Consider the following 18287-nt stretch of genomic DNA (forward strand, 5'->3'; position numbering starts at 1 on the left):
CGGGATACTGGGGGCATGCCGTCCTCCTCGCGTGGTCCTGCCGTGCCCTCCGACCGACCGTCCGACCCCTTCGCCGACCGCCGTGCCGCGCGGGGTGGCCGACGCACGACCCGTCGCGCGGCGGGGCGGGCGACGCGACAGTCGGCACGGGTCGACCCTCGACCTGAGGTCGAGGTCGAGCTCGAGGTCGGCCCCGTCGCGCACGGCGGACACTGCGTCGCGCGGTACGAGGGTCGCGTCGTCTTCGTCCGTCACACCCTGCCCGGGGAGCGCGTGCGCGCCCGCGTCACGGAGGGCGGGGACGCCGCGAAGTTCTGGCGCGCCGACGCCGTCGAGATCCTCGAGGCGTCGCCCGACCGCGTCCCGTCGGTGTGGCCGGAGGCCGGCCCCGGGGGCGTCGGGGGCGGCGAGCTGGCGCACGTCGCGCTCGACGCGCAGCGCCGCTGGAAGCGGGACGTGCTGGCGGAGCAGCTCCGTCGGCTCGGGAAGGTCGACCTCGACGAGGTTGACCCTCAGGTAGAGGTCGAGGGTCTGCCCGGCGACGCCGCGCGCGGCGGCCTCGGCTACCGGACGCGCGTGGATCTCGTGGCCGACGGCACGGGCCGCGCGGGCATGCACCGCTTCCGGTCGCACGACGTCGTCGCGCTGGACGGCATGCCGCTCGCCACCGAGGACGTCGCGGAGCTCGCGGCGCGCGAGAAGGTCTTCACGCGCACCTGGCGTCCGGGCACGCGGATCGAGCTCGTCGCCCCGGCCGGCTCGGCGCCGGTCCTCCTCGTGGACGGCGAGCCGTGGCGGTCGGGCTCGCCCGACCAGCGCCCGAACGCGCGCCGCAGCGTGACCGAGCGTGTCGTGCTCGGCGACCGGCAGCACGAGTACCGGGTCGCGGCGGGCGGGTTCTGGCAGGTGCACCGCGAGGCACCGGCCACGCTGGCGCGCGCGGTGCTCGACGGTGCGGGGGACGTCGAGGGCGCGCGCGTGCTGGACCTCTACGCGGGTGCCGGGCTGTTCACCGCGCCCCTGGCGGCGGCCGTCGGGGCGACCGGCTCGGTGGTCGCCGTGGAGGGCGACGAGCGGGCCGTGCGCGACGCGCGCCGCAACGCGCACGGGCTCGACCGGGTGGAGCTGCACCACGGCCCCGTCGAGCAGGTGCTCGCGGCCGACGAGACCGGCGCCGACGTCGTCGTCCTCGACCCGCCGCGCGTCGGCGCCGGCCGCGCCGTGGTCGAGGCGATCGCCTCCCGTCAGCCGTCCCGGGTCGTGTACGTCGCGTGCGACCCGGCCGCGCTCGCGCGCGACGTCGCCTACCTCGCCGGCCACGGCTACGGGCTCGCGTCCCTGCGGGCGTTCGATCTCTTCCCGCACACGCACCACCTCGAGGCCGTCGCGGTCCTGACGCGCTGACGCCACCGGCGCGCTCGGGCCTGCGCGAACGGGTGCGCCGAGGCGCGCGCCGGGAGGACGATGGGGGAGACGGGTCGGACGAGCGGGACGGTGAGTGACGTGACGAGCACCAGCACGACGAGCGGGGCGACGCCGGTGGCGGGTCGCGCGCCGGATCAGGCGGCCCCCGTGCCCGACGACGTGCGCGACGTCGTCGGCGTCGGCGTCCTGATGCCGAACGGGCGGCTCGCCGGCCGGAGCTTCGCGTCGCGCGCCGAGGCGGAGGCGTGGGCGCGCCCCGACGAGGGAGAGCAGGTCGTCGAGCTCAACCTGCTGTGCGACTGCGACCTCTGAGCGCGAGCCGTGAGGGCGCGGGGAGAGGGCGCGCCGGCATATATCTTGACGTCAAGATATATGGGGTATGCTGGTCGCGGTGCAGGTCGCAGCGGGTCGTGGACGAGCCGCCGACCACCGCCAGGGCGGTCCTCCGGGCCCGGCCTGAGCGGCGCGCCGGCCCGGCGTAGGCTGGGCGAAGCCCCCTGAACCATGGCATCCGTGCCACCGTCTCGCCACGAAGGAGCTACGAGTGAGCAGCGTCGACACGTTCGGGTCGAAGGGAACGCTGGAGGTCGGTGAGAACTCGTACGAGATCTTCCGCCTGTCCGCCGTCGAGGGTGTCGAGCGCCTCCCGTACAGCCTGAAGATCCTTGCCGAGAACCTCCTGCGCACGGAGGACGGCGCCAACATCACGGCCGACCACGTGCGCGCGCTCGCGTCGTGGGACCCGGACGCGCAGCCCGACACCGAGATCCAGTTCACGCCCGCGCGCGTGATCATGCAGGACTTCACCGGCGTGCCCTGCGTCGTCGACCTCGCCACCATGCGCGAGGCCGTCGCGGAGCTCGGCGGCGATCCGTCGCGCATCAACCCGCTGGCACCGGCCGAGATGGTCATCGACCACTCGGTGCAGATCGACGTCGCGGGCCGCTCGGACGCGTTCGAGCGCAACGTCGAGTTCGAGTACCAGCGCAACCACGAGCGCTACCAGTTCCTGCGCTGGGGCCAGACGGCGTTCGACGACTTCAAGGTCGTCCCCCCGGGCACCGGCATCGTGCACCAGGTGAACATCGAGTACCTCGCGCGCACGGTCATGACCCGTGAGGTGGGCGGCGTGCTGCGCGCCTACCCGGACACGTGCGTCGGCACCGACTCGCACACGACGATGGTCAACGGCCTCGGCGTGCTCGGCTGGGGCGTCGGCGGCATCGAGGCCGAGGCGGCCATGCTCGGCCAGCCCGTCTCGATGCTCATCCCGCGCGTCGTGGGCTTCAAGCTCAACGGCTCCATCCCGGCGGGCGTGACCGCGACCGACGTCGTGCTCACCATCACCCAGATGCTGCGCCAGCACGGCGTCGTCGGGAAGTTCGTCGAGTTCTACGGCGCCGGCGTGGCCCAGGTGCCGCTCGCGAACCGCGCCACGATCGGCAACATGAGCCCCGAGTTCGGCTCGACGGCGGCGATCTTCCCGATCGACGGCGTGACGATCGACTACCTGCGCCTCACGGGCCGCAGCGACGAGCAGCTCGCGCTCGTCGAGGCGTACGCCAAGGAGCAGGGCCTGTGGCTGGACCCCGCCTCCGACAGCTACGTCGAGCCGGTGTTCTCCGAGTACCTCGAGCTCGACCTCTCGACGGTCGTGCCGTCGATCGCCGGGCCGAAGCGCCCGCAGGACCGCATCGAGCTGTCGAACGCGAAGTCGGCGTTCGAGCGCGACCTGCCCACCTACGCGCCCGAGGTCCGCGACCTCGTCGACGAGGCGGAGAAGGAGTCGTTCCCGGCGTCCGACTCGCCCGCCATCACGCCCAACGGCCGCAAGACCGTGAGCGTCACGGACACGGACGGCAAGACGTTCGACCTGTTCCACGGCGCCGTCGCGATCGCGTCGATCACGAGCTGCACCAACACCTCGAACCCGTCGGTCATGCTCGCCGCCGCGCTCCTCGCGAAGAAGGCGGTCGAGAAGGGCCTCGAGGCCAAGCCGTGGGTCAAGACGTCCATGGCCCCGGGCTCGCAGGTCGTGACGAACTACTACGAGAAGGCCGGCCTGTGGCCGTACCTCGAGAAGCTCGGTTTCCACCTCGTCGGCTACGGGTGCGCGACGTGCATCGGCAACTCGGGCCCGCTCGACGAGAAGATCTCGGAGGCGGTCAACGAGCACGACCTCGCCGTGGTGTCGGTCCTCTCCGGCAACCGCAACTTCGAGGGCCGCATCAACCCCGACGTGAAGATGAACTACCTCGCGTCGCCGCCGCTGGTCATCGCGTACGCGCTCGCGGGCACCATGGAGTTCGACTTCGACCACGACCCGCTGGGCCGGGACGAGGCGGGCCACCCCATCTTCCTGCGCGACATCTGGCCGACGCCGGACGAGGTCCAGGCGACGATCGACGCGTCGATCGACCGCGACATGTTCACCAAGGACTACGCGGACGTCTTCACCGGCGACGACCGGTGGCGCGCGCTCGAGACGCCCGAGGGCGACACGTTCGCGTGGGACGCCGAGTCGACCTACGTGCGCAAGCCCCCGTACTTCGAGGGCATGGGCATGGAGCCGTCGCCGGTCACGGACATCTCCGGCGCGCGAGTCCTCGCGAAGCTCGGTGACTCGGTCACGACCGACCACATCAGCCCCGCGGGCGCCATCAAGGTGGACTCGCCGGCCGGGAAGTACCTCGCCGAGCACGGCGTCGCGCGTCGCGACTTCAACTCCTACGGCTCGCGCCGCGGGAACCACGAGGTCATGATCCGCGGCACGTTCGCGAACATCCGCCTGCGCAACCAGCTCCTCGACGACGTCGAGGGCGGGTACACCTTCAACTTCGTCAAGGGCGCGCAGGACACGATCTACGACGCCGCGCAGGACTACGCCGCGCAGGGCACCCCGCTCGTCATCCTGGGCGGCAAGGAGTACGGCTCCGGCTCGTCGCGCGACTGGGCGGCCAAGGGCACGGCGCTCCTGGGTGTCAAGGCCGTCATCACCGAGAGCTTCGAGCGCATCCACCGCTCGAACCTCATCGGCATGGGCGTCCTGCCGCTGCAATTCCCGGCGGGCGAGAACGCCGGGTCGCTCGGCCTCGACGGCACGGAGACGTTCGACATCGCCGGCATCACGGCGCTGAACGACGGCTCCACGCCCTCGACCGTGAAGGTCACCGCGACCAAGGCCGACGGCACGACGGTCGAGTTCGACGCGGTCGTGCGCATCGACACCCCCGGCGAGGCGGACTACTACCGCAACGGCGGTATCCTGCAGTACGTGCTCCGGTCGCTCGTCGCCTGACCCCGGTCCGGCCCGACGGCGCACGCGCACCCCGGCGGGGCGCTCACCTCTCGAGGTGGGCGCCCCGTCGTCGTCTCCGGACGGCGCACCGATCTCGCCTTGAGATCGACATGCTCGGTCGAGGTCGGCACGTCCGGCCGACATCGGCGGCCACGATCGCCGAACCGTCACCGGAGTGCCGATCTCGCGCGTCGCCGCCTTGCCGCGAGAGACTGGGGCATGGTGAGCGAGAACACGACCCGGCCGAGCGGCGCGGACGTCGAGGCGTTCCTCGCGGCGGTGGAGCACCCCGTCCGGCGTCGCGACGCGTACCGGCTCGTCGAGCTGATGGGACGGGTCACGGGGGAGCCCGCGCGGATGTGGGGCTCGTCGATCGTCGGGTTCGGCACCTACCACTACCGCTACGCGAGCGGTCGCGAGGGCGACATGGCAGCGGCGGGCTTCTCGCCGCGCAAGGCCGCGACGACCGTGTACCTCATGGACGGCGTCGACGCCCACGCCGCGCTCCTGGAGCGGCTCGGCCCGCACACCGTCGGCAAGGGCTGCGTCTACGTCAAGGACCTCGACGCCGTCGACCTCGGCGTGCTCGAGGAGGTCGTGCGCCGCTCCTCGGCGACGCTCACGGGCGACCCCGCGTTCGGCAGGCGGCTCTCCGGTCCGACGGCGCAGGGTCTGACGGCGCAGGGGCCCTCCTCCTGACGCGACCGCGCTGCCGGGTCAGAGCGGGGCGTCGAGCGTGCGGGTCCGGTCCCAGGGCTCCGTCCAGCCGAGCCGGTCGAACAGCGCGTCGAGGATCCCGCCCGTGAACCCCCAGACGAGGTGCTCGCGCCCGTCGGCCTCGACGAGGAAGCCGGGGCTCTTGTGCACCCGGCGGTCGCGCCGCACCGTCACCGTGCGGCGCCGCTCGGGGTCGAGCAGGTCGGCGACGGGGACGCGGAACACGTGCGCGGACTCGGCGGCGTCCACCGCGCGGACGGGCGTGGGGCGCGACCACCACGCCAGGACCGGGGTGACGAGGTGGTTGCTCACCGGCACGGGCAGCTCGCCGAGCGTCCCGAGCACGTCGACGCCGTCGGGCTCGAGCCCCGTCTCCTCCTGGGCCTCGCGCAGCGCGGCGCCGACCGGGCCCGCGTCCTCGGGCTCGAGGCGGCCGCCGGGGAAGGCGACCTGGCCGGGGTGGTGGCCGAGCGTCGCGGCGCGCGCGAGCAGGAGCACGTCGAGGTCGCGGGGCACCGAGGCCGCGGCGTGCTCCGCGGGGACGCGGTCGAGCGCGCCGAACAGCAGGAGGACGGCGGCCCCACGGGCGTCGGCGCGCAGGGCGCCGACGGCGTGCCGCCACGGCTCGGGCCAGGCGCCCCCGTCGCGCGCGAGCGCGGCGAGCTGCTCGCGCGCGGCGGGGCGCGAGCCCGCCGGGTCGGTGGTCACCAGCTCACCGGGAGCGGGCGGCCCTCCTCGTAGCCCGCGGCGGATTGGATCCCGACGACGGCGCGGTCGGCGAACTCCGCGAGGCTCGACGCGCCCGCGTAGGTCGCGGAGCTGCGCAGCCCCGACGTGATCTGGTCGAGGAGGTCCTCGACGCCCGGGCGCTGCGGGTCGAGGAACATGCGTCCCGAGCTGATGCCCTCCTCGTAGAGCGCCTTGCGCGCACGCTCGAACGGCGACCCGCCCGCGGTGCGCGCCGCGACCGCCCGTGCCGACGCCATGCCGAAGCTCTCCTTGTAGAGCCGACCTGTCCCGTCGTCGTGCAGGTCGCCGGGGGACTCGTACGTCCCCGCGAACCACGAGCCGATCATCACCTGCGAGGCGCCCGCGGCGAGCGCGAGGGCGACGTCGCGCGGGTGGCGCACGCCGCCGTCGGCCCAGACGTGCTTGCCGAGCTCGCGCGCCGCGGCGGCGCACTCCAGGACGGCGGAGAACTGCGGGCGCCCCACGGCGGTCATCATGCGCGTCGTGCACATCGCGCCCGGGCCGACGCCCACCTTGACGATGTCGGCACCCGCGGCGACGAGGTCGCGCACGCCGTCCGCGGTCACGACGTTGCCCGCGACCACGGGGACGTCCGGGCCGACGGAGCGCACGGCGTCGAGCGCCTGGAGCATCTTGGCCTGGTGGCCGTGCGCCGTGTCGACGACGAGCACGTCGACGCCGGCCGCCAGGAGCTCCTTGGCCTTGGCGGCGACGTCGCCGTTGATCCCGACGGCGGCTCCGACCCGCAGGCGGCCCGCTGCGTCGAGCGCGGGTGCGTAGACGGACGAGCGCAGCGCGCCCTTGCGCGTGAGGACGCCGACGAGCGCCCCGTCGCGCGTCACGGGCGCGACCTTGAGGCGCGCGCTGTGGAGCTGCTCGTAGGCCGCCTCGAGCCCGGCGCGACCGCCGTCGAGGACGGACGCGTCGAGGACGAGGGGGTCGGTGGTCATGACCTGGTGGACCTGGGTGAAGCGGTCGACGTCGGCGCAGTCGGCCTCCGTCACCACGCCCACGGGCCGGCCGTCGTCCACGACGACCGCCGCGCCGTGCGAGCGCTTGCCGATGAGGGTGAGCGCCGTGTGCACGGTGTCGTGCGGGCCCACGACCACGGGCGTCTCGATGACGGGGTCCTTGGACTTCACGTCGGCGACCACGTCGGCGACGACGTCGGTCGGCACGTCCTGCGGGATGATCGCGACGCCTCCGCGGCGCGAGACCGTCTCCGCCATGCGGCGGCCCGCGACGGCGGTCATGTTCGCGACGACGACGGGGATCGTGGTCCCCGTCCCGTCGGCGGAGGAGAGGTCGACGTCGAAGCGCGAGGCGACCTCGGAACGCGACGGGACGAGGAAGACGTCGCCGTACGTGAGGTCGGTCGCGGGGGACTGGCCGGGCAGGAAGCGCATGCCCCCATCCTACGAGGTCGGAGCTCGTCGTTGTCCGCAGTGCGGAAGTGAGATTCCACGAACGGGTGGTCCGTGCGCCGGGCGCCGGAGTGTGCGTCAATGGCGTGAAGGTCCCGTCGCCCCGCGCACCGCTGCGCAGGTCACCTGCCCGGACGGCCTAGAGTTGTCGGGCTGGTCGCACGGGAACGGAACGGAGCATCTGCATGAGCCTGCTTGGCACGATCACCTCGCCCGAGGACGTGCAACGGCTGACCCTCGAGCAGACGCGGGAGCTCGCCGGCGAGATCCGTGCGTTCCTCGTCGACTCGGTCTCGCGCACCGGCGGGCACCTCGGTCCGAACCTCGGGGTCGTCGAGCTCACGATCGCGATGCACCGCGTGTTCTCGTCGCCGACCGACACGTTCGTGTTCGACACGGGCCACCAGTCCTACGTGCACAAGCTCCTCACCGGGCGCCAGGACTTCTCCGCGCTGCGCAAGCAGGGCGGCCTGTCCGGCTACCCGTCGCGCGCCGAGTCCGACCACGACGTCGTCGAGAACTCGCACGCGTCGACCGCGCTCTCGTGGGGCGACGGCATCGCGAAGGCGAACGTCGTGCGCGGTCTTACCGACCGGCACGTCGTCGCGGTCATCGGCGACGGCGCCCTCACGGGCGGCATGGCCTGGGAGGCGCTGAACAACATCGCCGAGAGCCAGGACCGGCGCCTCGTCGTCGTGGTGAACGACAACGGTCGCTCCTACTCGCCGACCATCGGCGGGCTCGCGCACCACCTGTCGACGCTGCGCACCACGCACGGCTACGAGAGCTTCCTCCAGTGGGGCAAGCGCACCCTCAACCGGTCCGGCGCGCCGGGGCGGTTCGCGTACGAGTGGCTGCACGGCCTGAAGAAGGGCCTCAAGGACGTCGTCGCCCCGCAGGGCATGTTCGAGGACCTCGGCATCAAGTACGTCGGGCCCGTCGACGGGCACGACGTCGAGGCGATGGAGCACGCGCTGCGGCGGGCCAAGGCGTACGGGGCGCCCGTCATCGTGCACGCGATCACCGAGAAGGGCCGCGGCTACACGCCCGCCGAGCAGGACGTCGCCGACCGCTTCCACGCCGTCGGGAAGATCCACCCCGAGACCGGGCTCCCGGTCGCGCCATCGCGCTTCGGCTGGACGAGCGTCTTCGCGGACGAGATCGTCCAGATCGGCCGCCGCCGCTCCGACGTCGTCGCGATCACGGCGGCGATGCTCGAGCCGGTGGGCCTCAAGCCGTTCGCTCAGGCCTTCCCCGAGCGCACGTTCGACGTCGGGATCGCCGAGCAGCACGCCGCCACGTCCGCCGCGGGCATGGCGTTCGCGGGCCTGCACCCCGTCGTCGCCGTCTACGCGACGTTCCTCAACCGCGCGTTCGACCAGGTCCTCATGGACGTGGCGCTGCACAAGGCCGGCGTGACGTTCGTGCTCGACCGCGCCGGGATCACGGGCGACGACGGCGCGAGCCACAACGGCATGTGGGACATGGCGATGCTGCGCATCGTGCCGGGCCTGCGGCTCGCCGCGCCGCGCGACGAGGAGACGCTGCGGACGGCGCTGCGCGAGGCCGTGGACGTGGACGACGCCCCGACGGTCGTGCGCTACCCGAAGGGGGCGCTCGGGGACGCGCTGCCCGCCGTCGACACGGTGGACGGCGTGGACCTGCTCGCCGTGCCGGACGACGCGCCGAAGATCGCTCCGCAGGGTGCGGCCCCCCGCGCCCGGGTCCTGATCGTCGGCCCCGGGTCCATGGCGCGTGTCGCGCTCGACGCGGCGCAGACGCTCACGGCCCACGGCGTTGACGTCACCGTCGCGTCCCCCACGTGGGTCCTGCCGATGCCGAGCGCGCTCGTCAAGCTCGCCGGCGAGCACGACCTCGTCGTGAGCGTCGAGGACGGCGTCGCCGACGGCGGCGTGGGCGCGCTCCTCGCGCAGCGCTCGCTCGAGGGCGGCGTCCGCACGCCCGTGCACGCGCTCGGCCTGCCCGCGCAGTTCCTCGACCACGCGACCCGGGACCAGGTGGCCTCGGCGTACCGGCTCACGCCGGCCGACGTCGCGCGCGACGTGCTGGACGCGCTCGCGGCACTCACCCGCGGCTGAGTCGTCGGAGCGAGGGCGATCGTCGCGGACGTCTCGGCGGTGCGGGGGTCGTCCGGGCTAGGGTCCAGGCGTGATCTGGCTCCTCGACCTCGACAACACGCTCGTCGGCCGCGACGACGCGTTCGCCGCCTGGGCGGCCGACGCCGTCGCCCACGCCGGTCGCGACGCGTCCGACCTCGCGGCGATCGTCGCGGCCGACCAGGGCGGGTTCGCCGTCAAGACCGACGTGGCGCGCGTCATCGTCGACCGCCTCGGCTGGGACGAGGACCTGCCCGCCGCGGTCGACCGCTTCCGCGCCGGCATCCTCGACCACGTGCGCGCGTACGACGGCGTGCTCGACCTGCTCGACGCCCTGCGCGTCGACGGCGACCTGGTGGTCGTGGTGACGAACGGGACGTCCCCCCAGCAGCGCGGCAAGCTCGCCCGCTGCGGGGTCGGGGCGCACGTCGACGCCGTCGTCGTGTCCGGCGAGGAGGGCGTCGACAAGCCCGACCCGCGGCTCCTCGAGATCGCGCTGGACCGCGTCGGTGCGGCCGATGCGGACCGCGCACAGGTCTGGATGGTCGGGGACGCGGCGCACGCCGACGTCGCCGCCGGCCGGGCCGCCGGCACGCGCACCGGCTGGGTCTCCCACGGGCGCCCATGGACGGACGGGCCGCTGCCGGACGTCCTGGGGGCGACGGTGCACGACGTCGTCGCCCGCGCCCGCGCGGCGGCCCTCACCGCGCCGTAGCGAGCGCCGGGGCACCCGGCCACGGGCGCCCCGGCGGGGCGTCAGGAGTGCGTGACCTCGACCGCCTGCTCGACGACCGCACGCAGGTCCCCGCCGGACGCCGCGTGCCACGCGCGCTGGCGCTGGGCGCCGTTCCCGCCGGACCAGAGGCGTCCGAGGAGCTCCGTCACGGCGTCGAGGTCGCCCGCGTCGACGAGGGCGTCCCGCACGTGCGCGACGAGCTGTCCGACGACGTCGTGCGCCGGGGCGGGACGCCAGGTGAGCGGCGAGACGAGGTCCTCCTCGAGGCCCGAGCGCCCGGCGCGCCACGACGCGGTCCGCAGGATCTCGGGGCGGAGCTCCGGGGGCGCGACGCCGTCCGCGGCCTCGCGCGCCGCGGTCTCGACGAGGCCGCGGCTGAGGGCCGCGAGGAGCGTCGCCGTGTCGGGGTCGAGGCACACGTCGGCGACGCGGATCTCGACGGTCGGGTAGCGCGACGAGAGCCGCGCGTCGAAGTAGACCATGTTCTCGTCGAGGATCGTCCCGGTCGCGACGAGGCCGTCGACCGCCGCGCGGTACGCCTCGGGCGTCCCGAACGCGCGGGTCGGGCCCGACGTCGGCCAGCGGGACCAGACCTGGGACCGGAAGCTCGCGTACCCGCTGTCCTGGCCCTGCCAGAACGGGGAGTTGGTGCTCAGCGCGAGGAGCGTGGAGAGCCACGGCCCGATGCGGTCGAGGACGGTGACCCCCTCGGCGTCGTCCGCGACGGCGACGTGCACGTGGCACCCGCTCGTGAGCTGCTCGCGCGCCGTGAGGCCGAACGCGGCGCGGGCCTCGAGATAGCGCAGGCGGGAGACGGTGGTGCCCTCGAAGGGCAGGGGCGAGGTGGAGAGCGCGGCGACCCGGGCGCCGACGCGGTCCGCGGCCTCCTGGGCGCGCTGCCGTCCCGCGCGGATCTCCGTCGCGAGGTCGTCGAGCTCGCGACGCGGGTGGGTCGCGGTCTCGAGCTGCTCCTCCATGAACTCCGACTCGAGCGAGCCGGTCCCGCCGCCCTTCTCGTCGGTGCCCGACGCCTCCAGGGCCTCCGCGGCCCGGGCGACCGGATGGCCGTCGTCGCCGACGAGCAGGAACTCTTCCTCGACCCCTACGGTGCGCTTCACCCGGGCAGTCTCACACGGAAGCCGCGAGCACGTCGGGCGGGCGTGTGACGTGCGTCCGTGTCGTGCGTCACGGGCGCGTGCCGCCGCGGTCGTGCCCGGGTCCCGAGGGCTTGTGAACGTCATCACAAGGGGTGGTCCCGACAGGGTGCGAGGGGCGAGGGAACCGCGAGATCCCGCGGTTCCTGCGGGGTCCCGCCCGGCTCGGGACCTAGGTCCCCGGACGGCCCGAAACCCCTCCGCGCGACGCCGCGCGAACCTAGCCTGGAGGTGGCGAAGGAGCCCGTCGGAACCTCGACCGAGGGCCTCCACCCGAGGCCCCCGCGAGGCCGGCGGGTCCGGCCGGCGCGCGGACCCGCGCGTCAGGCACGAGGGAGGTCCAGATGACCAGCGTTTCCGAGGCACCCGGCACGACGAGCGGCGGCCGTGCGGTGGAGGGCGGCGTCGACGCGCAGCACGACACCGCGCACGTCCCCGCGTGGGAGGGCTTCACCGACGGCCCGTGGCGCGACACGGTCGACGTGCGCGACTTCATCCAGCGCAACTACCGCCCGTACACGGGCGACGCGTCGTTCCTCGCCGGGCCCACGGAGCGCACGACGGGGATCTGGGACACGCTGTCCGCGATGTTCCCCGAGGAGCGCGAGATGGGGATCTACGACGTCGACCCCCACACGCCCGCGGGGATCACGGCGCACGCCCCGGGCTACATCGACAAGGCGCACGAGGTGATCGTCGGCCTGCAGACCGACGCCCCGCTCAAGCGCGCGATCATGCCGAACGGCGGCTGGCGCATGGTCGAGGGCGCGCTGCAGACCTACGGCTACGAGGTCGACGAGACCCTGAAGAAGGTCTTCACAGAGTACCGCAAGACCCACAACCAGGGCGTGTTCGACGTCTACCCGCCGAACGTGCGCGCGGCCCGCAGCTCGCACATCATCACGGGCCTGCCCGACGCCTACGGCCGCGGCCGGATCATCGGCGACTACCGCCGCGTCGCGCTCTACGGCGTCGACGCCCTGACCGCCGCGAAGAAGCTCGACAAGCTCGGTCTCGACACGCAGCCGTTCAGCGAGCAGGTCGTGCGCGAGCGCGAGGAGCACGCGGAGCAGATCCGTGCGCTGGGCGAGCTCAAGGAGATGGCGGCCGAGTACGGCTACGACATCTCCGGCCCCGCGACGTCGGCGCGCGAGGCCGTCCAGTGGCTCTACTTCGCCTACCTCGCCGCGGTGAAGGAGCAGAACGGCGCCGCGATGTCGCTCGGCCGCACGTCGACCTTCCTCGACGTGTTCATCGACCGCGACCTCGAGGCCGGACGCATCACGGAGTCCGAGGCGCAGGAGATCATCGACGACTTCGTCATCAAGCTGCGCATCGTGCGGTTCCTGCGCACGCCCGAGTACGACTCCCTGTTCTCCGGCGACCCGACGTGGGTCACCGAGACGATCGGCGGCATGGGCGAGGACGGGCGCCCGCTCGTCACGAAGAACTCGTTCCGGTTCCTCCAGACGCTCTACAACCTCGGCCCGGCCCCCGAGCCGAACATGACGGTGTTCTGGAGCCCGGCGCTGCCGCAGGGCTTCAAGGACTACTGCGCGCAGGTCTCGATCGACACCTCGGCCGTGCAGTACGAGTCGGACGAGCTCATCCGCCAGCACTGGGGCGACGACGCGGCGATCGCGTGCTGCGTGTCCCCGATGCGCGTCGGCAAGCAGATGCAGTTCTTCGGCGCTCGCGTGAACCTCGCCAAGACGCTGCTCTACGCGATCAACGGCGGGCGCGACGAGATCTCCGGCAAGCAGGTCTCGCCGGTGGCGGCTCCCGTCGAGGGCGACGTGCTCGACTTCGACGACGTCATGGCGAGGTTCGACGCGACGATGGACTGGCTCGCCGAGACGTACGTCGAGGCGCTCAACTGCATCCACTGGTCGCACGACAAGTACGCGTACGAGCGCATCGAGATGGCGCTGCACGACAAGGACGTGCTGCGGACCATGGCGTGCGGCATCGCGGGCCTGTCCGTCGCGGCGGACTCGCTGTCGGCGATCAAGCACGCGAAGGTCTCCGTCGTCCGCGACGAGCGCGGCCTCGTCGTCGACTACGTGACCGAGGGCGAGTACCCCACGTACGGCAACGACGACGACCGGGCCGACGCGATCGCCGTCGACCTCGTCGAGCGGTTCATGGCGAAGGTGCGCACGCACCCGACGTACCGCGACGCCGTGCCGACGCAGTCGGTCCTGACGATCACGTCGAACGTCGTGTACGGGAAGGCGACGGGCAACACGCCCGACGGCCGCCGCGCCGGCGAGCCGTTCGCCCCGGGCGCCAACCCGATGAACGGGCGCGACACGCACGGCATGCTCGCCTCGGCGCTGTCGGTGGCCAAGCTGCCGTACGACGAGGCGCAGGACGGCATCTCGCTGACCAACACGGTCGTGCCGAGCGGCCTCGGGCGCACCCAGGAGGAGCAGGTGACCAACCTCGCCGGCCTCCTGGACGCCTACATCGGGTCCGAGGGGTACCACATGAACGTCAACGTGCTGAACCGCGAGACGCTCCTGGACGCCATGGACCACCCGGAGAACTACCCGCAGCTGACGATCCGCGTGTCCGGGTACGCGGTGAACTTCGTCCGCCTCACGCGCGAGCAGCAGCTCGACGTGCTCTCGCGCACCTTCCACGGCGCGCTCTGACGAGCGCTGAGGAGCCAGCCATGACCGTCACCCTTCCCGGCCCCGCCGTCCGCCCGTCGCGCGGGTGCGCCGTCGTCGGGGGCACCCTGCCCGACGACGCCACGCGCCTCGACGTCCCGGGCGCCCCGACCTCGGCGGCCGAGCCCGCGGCGTCGGGCACGCCCGTGGGCCACGCCCGCCGGGCGGGCGCGGGCCTGGACGGGCTGACGGTCGCGGACGTGGACCGGGCCGACAAGCTCGCGGCGATGCGCGCGGGCGAGCTCGGCTCGGTCCACTCTTGGGAGCTCGTCACCGCCGTGGACGGCCCGGGGACCCGGCTCACGGTGTTCCTCAACGGCTGCCCGCTGCGGTGCCTGTACTGCCACAACCCCGACACGTTCGCGATGAAGGACGGCAGGCCCGTCACGGCGGACGAGCTGCTCGGGCGCGTCCGGCGCTACCTGCCCGTCTTCCGGGCCACCCACGGCGGGCTCACGCTCTCCGGCGGCGAGGTGCTCATGCAGCCTGCGTTCGCCGCCCGCGTGCTGCGCGGGGCCAAGGCGATGGACGTGCACACCGCGCTCGACACGTCGGGCTTCCTCGGCGCGAACGCCACCGACGCGATGCTCGACGACACGGACCTCGTGCTGCTCGACGTGAAGTCGGGCGACCCCGACACGTACACGAAGGTCACGAGCCGCGACCTCGAGCCGACGCTGCGGTTCGGGCGGCGGATCGCCGAGCGCGGTCTCACCGGCCACGCGCCCGAGGTGTGGGTGCGCTTCGTCCTCGTCCCGGGCCTCACCGACGACGTGGACAACGTGGAGAAGGTCGCGGAGTACGCGGCCTCGCTCAACGCGATCCGCCCCGGCACGGTGACACGCGTCGAGGTGCTGCCCTTCCATCAGATGGGTCGCGACAAGTGGGACGCCCTCGGGCGCACCTACGAGCTCGACGACACGCCCGCGCCGTCCCCGGAGCTCACGGAGCGCGTGCGCGACCAGTTCCGCGCCCACGGCCTGACGACGTACTGACGGGCGACCGCGCGCCGAGACGTGAGAAGTGGCCCCGGACCGACGTGTTCCTGGGGCCACTTCTCACGTCTCGACGGGACTGCCCCCGAGGCGGATCTCGGTGCCCGCGACGGCGGGACCTAGGCTCCCGGGAGCGATACTGTGGTGATACCACGACGGGAGGTGCGGGGATGAGCGGCAAGCAGATGGTCGTGCGTTTCACCGAGGACGAGAAGCGGGTTCTCGAGGCGGCCGCGGAGCGCGAGGGACGGTCCCAGAACGAGATCGTTCGCGACGCCGTGCGGCGGTACGGCGCGGAGCGCGACGCCCTCCGTGATCGACTGATCGCGGACGCGATCCGCGAGTACGGACCCGTGCTCGACAAGCTCGCCTGAGGTGGTCGCGTCGCGAGAGGTCGAGTACCTCGAGGTCGGGGACCTGCTCGCGGCGGCGCGCGCGCTGCTCCGGGCGGAGCCGGTCGTCCGTGACTGGGGTGCGCTCGACTCGGCCGAGCATCGTCCTCGCGCCTCGATGTTTGGTGAGGAGGCGTACCCGTCGCTCGACCTGAAGGCGGCCGCGCTGATGCTCTCCGTCGTCCAGAACCACGCGCTCGTCGACGGCAACAAGCGGCTCGGCCTGGTCGCCGTCGTCGTGTTCTACGGCATGAACGGCGTCGCGCTGCGTGCTCCCCACGACGACGTGTACGAGCTGACGATGTCGATCGCCGACGGTTCGACGCACGAGGTGACGTACGTCGCGGAGTGCCTCGCTCGCTGGCACGCGTGACCGCGCCGCGCGCGACGCTGCCCGACGTCGCCACCGCTCGGGCGGTCGTCGCGGACGCGGACGCCCTCGCCGCGCAGCTCGCGACCCTCTCTGCCGCGCCCGGGACGGCACGCGACCAGGTGCGCGCCGCGTTCGGCGACAGCCGCGAGGAGAAGGTCCTGGCGCGCCTCGACACCGTCGACGTCGCGTCGCTGCGCGACGTCACGCGCGAGCGCCTACGGCTCGGGGCCCTCGCGGACGCGAGCGTGCGGACGGTCGGGGCGGTCGCGCGGCTCGGGCGCGACGGTCTGGAGCGGGTCCCGGACATCGGCCCGCAGACGGCGACGCATCTGCTCGCGGCCGCCGAGCAGGTGGCGCGCGCCGTGCGCGAGAGCCTGCGCTTCCGGATCGACCTCACGCCGACCGACCCGGTCGCGACCGCGCTCGTCCAGGCGCTGCACACGCTCGACCAGGCCGACGCCGCCGTCGCGCGGTACGGCGACCAGGTGCGCGCCGCGCTCGCCGAGCACGAGCGCGTGCGCGACGACGCGCGGGTCGCCGCGAGCGGAGCGCGTCGCCTCCTCGCCTGGGGCGAGCGCCGGCGTCGGGCGTTCGCGGCGGTGACGACGCTCGCCGGGGTCGCGGAGCGGGCGCGGGAGACGGGGCTGGACGAGGAGGCCCGGCGCGTCACCGCGCTGCTCGCGGAGCCCGCGCGCCCCTACGACGCCTGGGCGGACTTCCGGCGCCGGTCCGCGGCGTACTACGCGCTGCTCGACGGCGTGGCCCCCACCGGGCGCGACGTCGTCGCTGCCGCCGGCCACCTGCCCGCGGAGCTCGTCGACCGCGTGCAGACGCAGGCGCTCGACGAGACCCTGCTGCGGGTGTCGTTGCGCGGGTACCAGGCGTTCGGGGCGCGCTTCGCGCTCGCCCAGCGGCGCGTCGTCCTCGGCGACGAGATGGGGCTCGGCAAGACCGTGCAGGCGATCGCCGTCGTCGCGCACCTCCTCGCGCGCGGCGCGACGCACGCGCTCGTCGTGTGCCCCGCGAGCGTCCTGGAGAACTGGGTGCGCGAGCTGCGGACGCACGCGGACGTCGCCGTGCACGTCGTCCACGGCGAGGACCGGGACGACGCGGCGGAGGCGTGGCGTGCGTCCGGCGGCGTCGCCGTCGTGACGTTCGCGGGCCTGCGCCGCGCGGGGACCGAGATCCTCGTGCCAGCGGGGTCCAGCGCCCCCGCCGTGCTCGTCGTGGACGAGGCCCACTACGTGAAGAACCCGCTCGCGAAGCGGTCCGCGGCCGTCGCGGCCCTCGCGCGGGGGACCGAGCACGTGCTCCTGCTCACGGGCACGCCCATGGAGAACCGGGTCGAGGAGTTCCGCACCCTGCTGGGCTACCTCCAGCCCGCGCTCGCCGCACGCCTCGACGCGGCCCACGGCGCGGCGGGCCCCGACGCGTTCCGGCACGCCGTCGCGCCCGCCTACCTGCGGCGCAACGCCGAGGACGTGCTCGAGGAGCTGCCGGAGCTCGTGCAGGTCGACGAGTGGGAACGGCTCGGGGCGGTCGACGGCGCGGCGTACCGCGAGGCGGTCGCGGCGGGGTCGTTCATGGCGATGCGACGAGCGGCGTTCGCGGTCGACCACCCGGAGGACTCGGCGAAGCTCCGCCGACTCGTGGAGCTCGCGCGCGAGGCGGCCGAGAACGGACGCAAGGTCGTGGTGTTCTCGTACTTCCGCGACGTGGTGGACACGGTCGTGCGCGCGCTCGGCGACCTCGCGCTCGCTCCGCTGACCGGCTCCGTGCCCGCCCGGACGCGCCAGACGATCGTCGACGACTTCACGGTGGCCGAGGTCCCGCGCGTGCTCGTGAGCCAGATCGACGTCGGGGGAGTGGGCCTCAACCTCCAGGCGGCCTCCGTGGTCATCCTGTGCGAGCCCCAGACCAAGCCCACGACCGAGGCGCAGGCCGTCGCGCGCGCCCACCGCATGGGGCAGGTCGAGACCGTCCAGGTGCACCGCCTGCTCACGGTCGACAGCGTCGACGAGCACCTCGTGCGCCTGCTCGGGACGAAGGCGCGGCTGTTCGACGCGTACGCGCGGCGCAGCGCGCTCGCCGAGGAGGTCGCGGGCGCGGTCGACGTGTCCGAGGCGTCGCTCGCGCGCGCCGTGGTCGACGCCGAGCGGGCGCGGCTCTTCGTCGACCCCGCCGTCACGTCGGTCGAGGACGCGGTCACCGAGGACTGAGCGACGGTCCGG

At 73.6% G+C, this 18287-nt stretch carries 14 protein-coding genes; 11 read left to right on the plus strand and 3 right to left on the minus strand.

Going from position 1 to position 18287, the window contains the following annotated elements:
- The first annotated feature begins 15 nt into the window (after positions 1 to 15).
- From NHH00_RS00330 to NHH00_RS00345, 4 genes are all read left to right on the plus strand, one after another.
- Positions 16 to 1404, plus strand: a complete 1389-nt coding sequence (locus NHH00_RS00330) for a class I SAM-dependent RNA methyltransferase (RefSeq protein ID WP_253049126.1) — start codon at positions 16 to 18, stop codon at positions 1402 to 1404.
- Between the two features lie 99 nt (positions 1405 to 1503).
- Positions 1504 to 1737, plus strand: a complete 234-nt coding sequence (locus tag NHH00_RS00335; RefSeq protein ID WP_253049129.1) for a hypothetical protein — start codon at positions 1504 to 1506, stop codon at positions 1735 to 1737.
- A 232-nt stretch (positions 1738 to 1969) separates the two neighbouring features.
- Positions 1970 to 4723 carry an aconitate hydratase AcnA gene (gene acnA, locus NHH00_RS00340; protein WP_253049132.1) on the plus strand — a complete coding sequence of 918 codons (2754 nt, stop codon included), beginning with the start codon at positions 1970 to 1972 and terminating at the stop codon, positions 4721 to 4723.
- 219 nt (positions 4724 to 4942) lie between these two features.
- On the plus strand, positions 4943 to 5422 hold the full coding sequence (locus NHH00_RS00345; protein WP_253049134.1) for a DUF1801 domain-containing protein: 480 nt from the start codon (positions 4943 to 4945) through the stop codon (positions 5420 to 5422).
- Between the two features lie 18 nt (positions 5423 to 5440).
- Here NHH00_RS00345 and NHH00_RS00350 read toward each other — a convergent pair whose 3' ends face one another.
- Complete coding sequence (locus NHH00_RS00350) at positions 5441 to 6148, minus strand: NUDIX hydrolase (protein WP_253049137.1); 708 nt, start codon at positions 6146 to 6148, stop codon at positions 5441 to 5443.
- Positions 6145 to 7596 (minus strand): GuaB1 family IMP dehydrogenase-related protein, encoded by a 1452-nt coding sequence (locus NHH00_RS00355; protein WP_253049140.1) that lies wholly within the window; start codon positions 7594 to 7596, stop codon positions 6145 to 6147. The genes NHH00_RS00350 and NHH00_RS00355 overlap by 4 nt, the downstream gene beginning before the upstream one ends.
- A 203-nt stretch (positions 7597 to 7799) precedes the next feature.
- On the opposite strand from NHH00_RS00355, the gene dxs reads away from it, so the two are divergent.
- Together dxs and NHH00_RS00365 are read left to right on the plus strand one after the other, a co-directional pair.
- Positions 7800 to 9713: a 1-deoxy-D-xylulose-5-phosphate synthase gene (dxs, locus tag NHH00_RS00360; protein WP_253049143.1), complete on the plus strand. Its 1914-nt coding sequence runs from the start codon at positions 7800 to 7802 to the stop codon at positions 9711 to 9713.
- A 70-nt stretch (positions 9714 to 9783) separates the two neighbouring features.
- Positions 9784 to 10446 (plus strand): HAD family hydrolase, encoded by a 663-nt coding sequence (locus NHH00_RS00365; RefSeq protein WP_253049146.1) that lies wholly within the window; start codon positions 9784 to 9786, stop codon positions 10444 to 10446.
- A 41-nt stretch (positions 10447 to 10487) separates the two neighbouring features.
- On the opposite strand, the gene NHH00_RS00370 is transcribed toward NHH00_RS00365, so the two are convergent.
- Positions 10488 to 11585, minus strand: a complete 1098-nt coding sequence (locus tag NHH00_RS00370) for a carboxylate-amine ligase (RefSeq protein WP_253049152.1) — start codon at positions 11583 to 11585, stop codon at positions 10488 to 10490.
- 380 nt (positions 11586 to 11965) lie between these two features.
- Between NHH00_RS00370 and pflB the strand changes: the two genes are divergently transcribed.
- The 5 genes from pflB to NHH00_RS20895 all read left to right on the plus strand — a co-directional run bounded on the left by pflB (position 11966) and on the right by NHH00_RS20895 (position 18275).
- Complete coding sequence (gene pflB / locus NHH00_RS00375) at positions 11966 to 14278, plus strand: formate C-acetyltransferase (RefSeq protein WP_253049155.1); 2313 nt, start codon at positions 11966 to 11968, stop codon at positions 14276 to 14278.
- Between the two features lie 20 nt (positions 14279 to 14298).
- On the plus strand, positions 14299 to 15291 hold the full coding sequence (gene pflA, locus NHH00_RS00380) for a pyruvate formate-lyase-activating protein (RefSeq protein ID WP_253049157.1): 993 nt from the start codon (positions 14299 to 14301) through the stop codon (positions 15289 to 15291).
- A 170-nt stretch (positions 15292 to 15461) separates the two neighbouring features.
- Positions 15462 to 15665, plus strand: a complete 204-nt coding sequence (locus NHH00_RS00385; RefSeq protein WP_087471916.1) for a ribbon-helix-helix protein, CopG family — start codon at positions 15462 to 15464, stop codon at positions 15663 to 15665.
- Position 15666: 1 nt separating this feature from the next.
- Positions 15667 to 16056, plus strand: a complete 390-nt coding sequence (locus NHH00_RS00390) for a type II toxin-antitoxin system death-on-curing family toxin (protein ID WP_253049160.1) — start codon at positions 15667 to 15669, stop codon at positions 16054 to 16056.
- The gene (locus NHH00_RS20895; RefSeq protein WP_253049163.1) at positions 16053 to 18275 is read left to right on the plus strand and encodes a DEAD/DEAH box helicase; all 2223 of its coding nucleotides are present in this window, start codon (positions 16053 to 16055) and stop codon (positions 18273 to 18275) included. Before NHH00_RS00390 ends, NHH00_RS20895 begins: the two co-directional genes overlap by 4 nt.
- Positions 18276 to 18287 lie beyond the last annotated feature (12 nt).

The sequence above is a fragment of the Cellulosimicrobium cellulans genome (assembly GCF_024124905.1).
GTDB classification, from domain to species: domain Bacteria; phylum Actinomycetota; class Actinomycetes; order Actinomycetales; family Cellulomonadaceae; genus Cellulosimicrobium; species Cellulosimicrobium cellulans_G.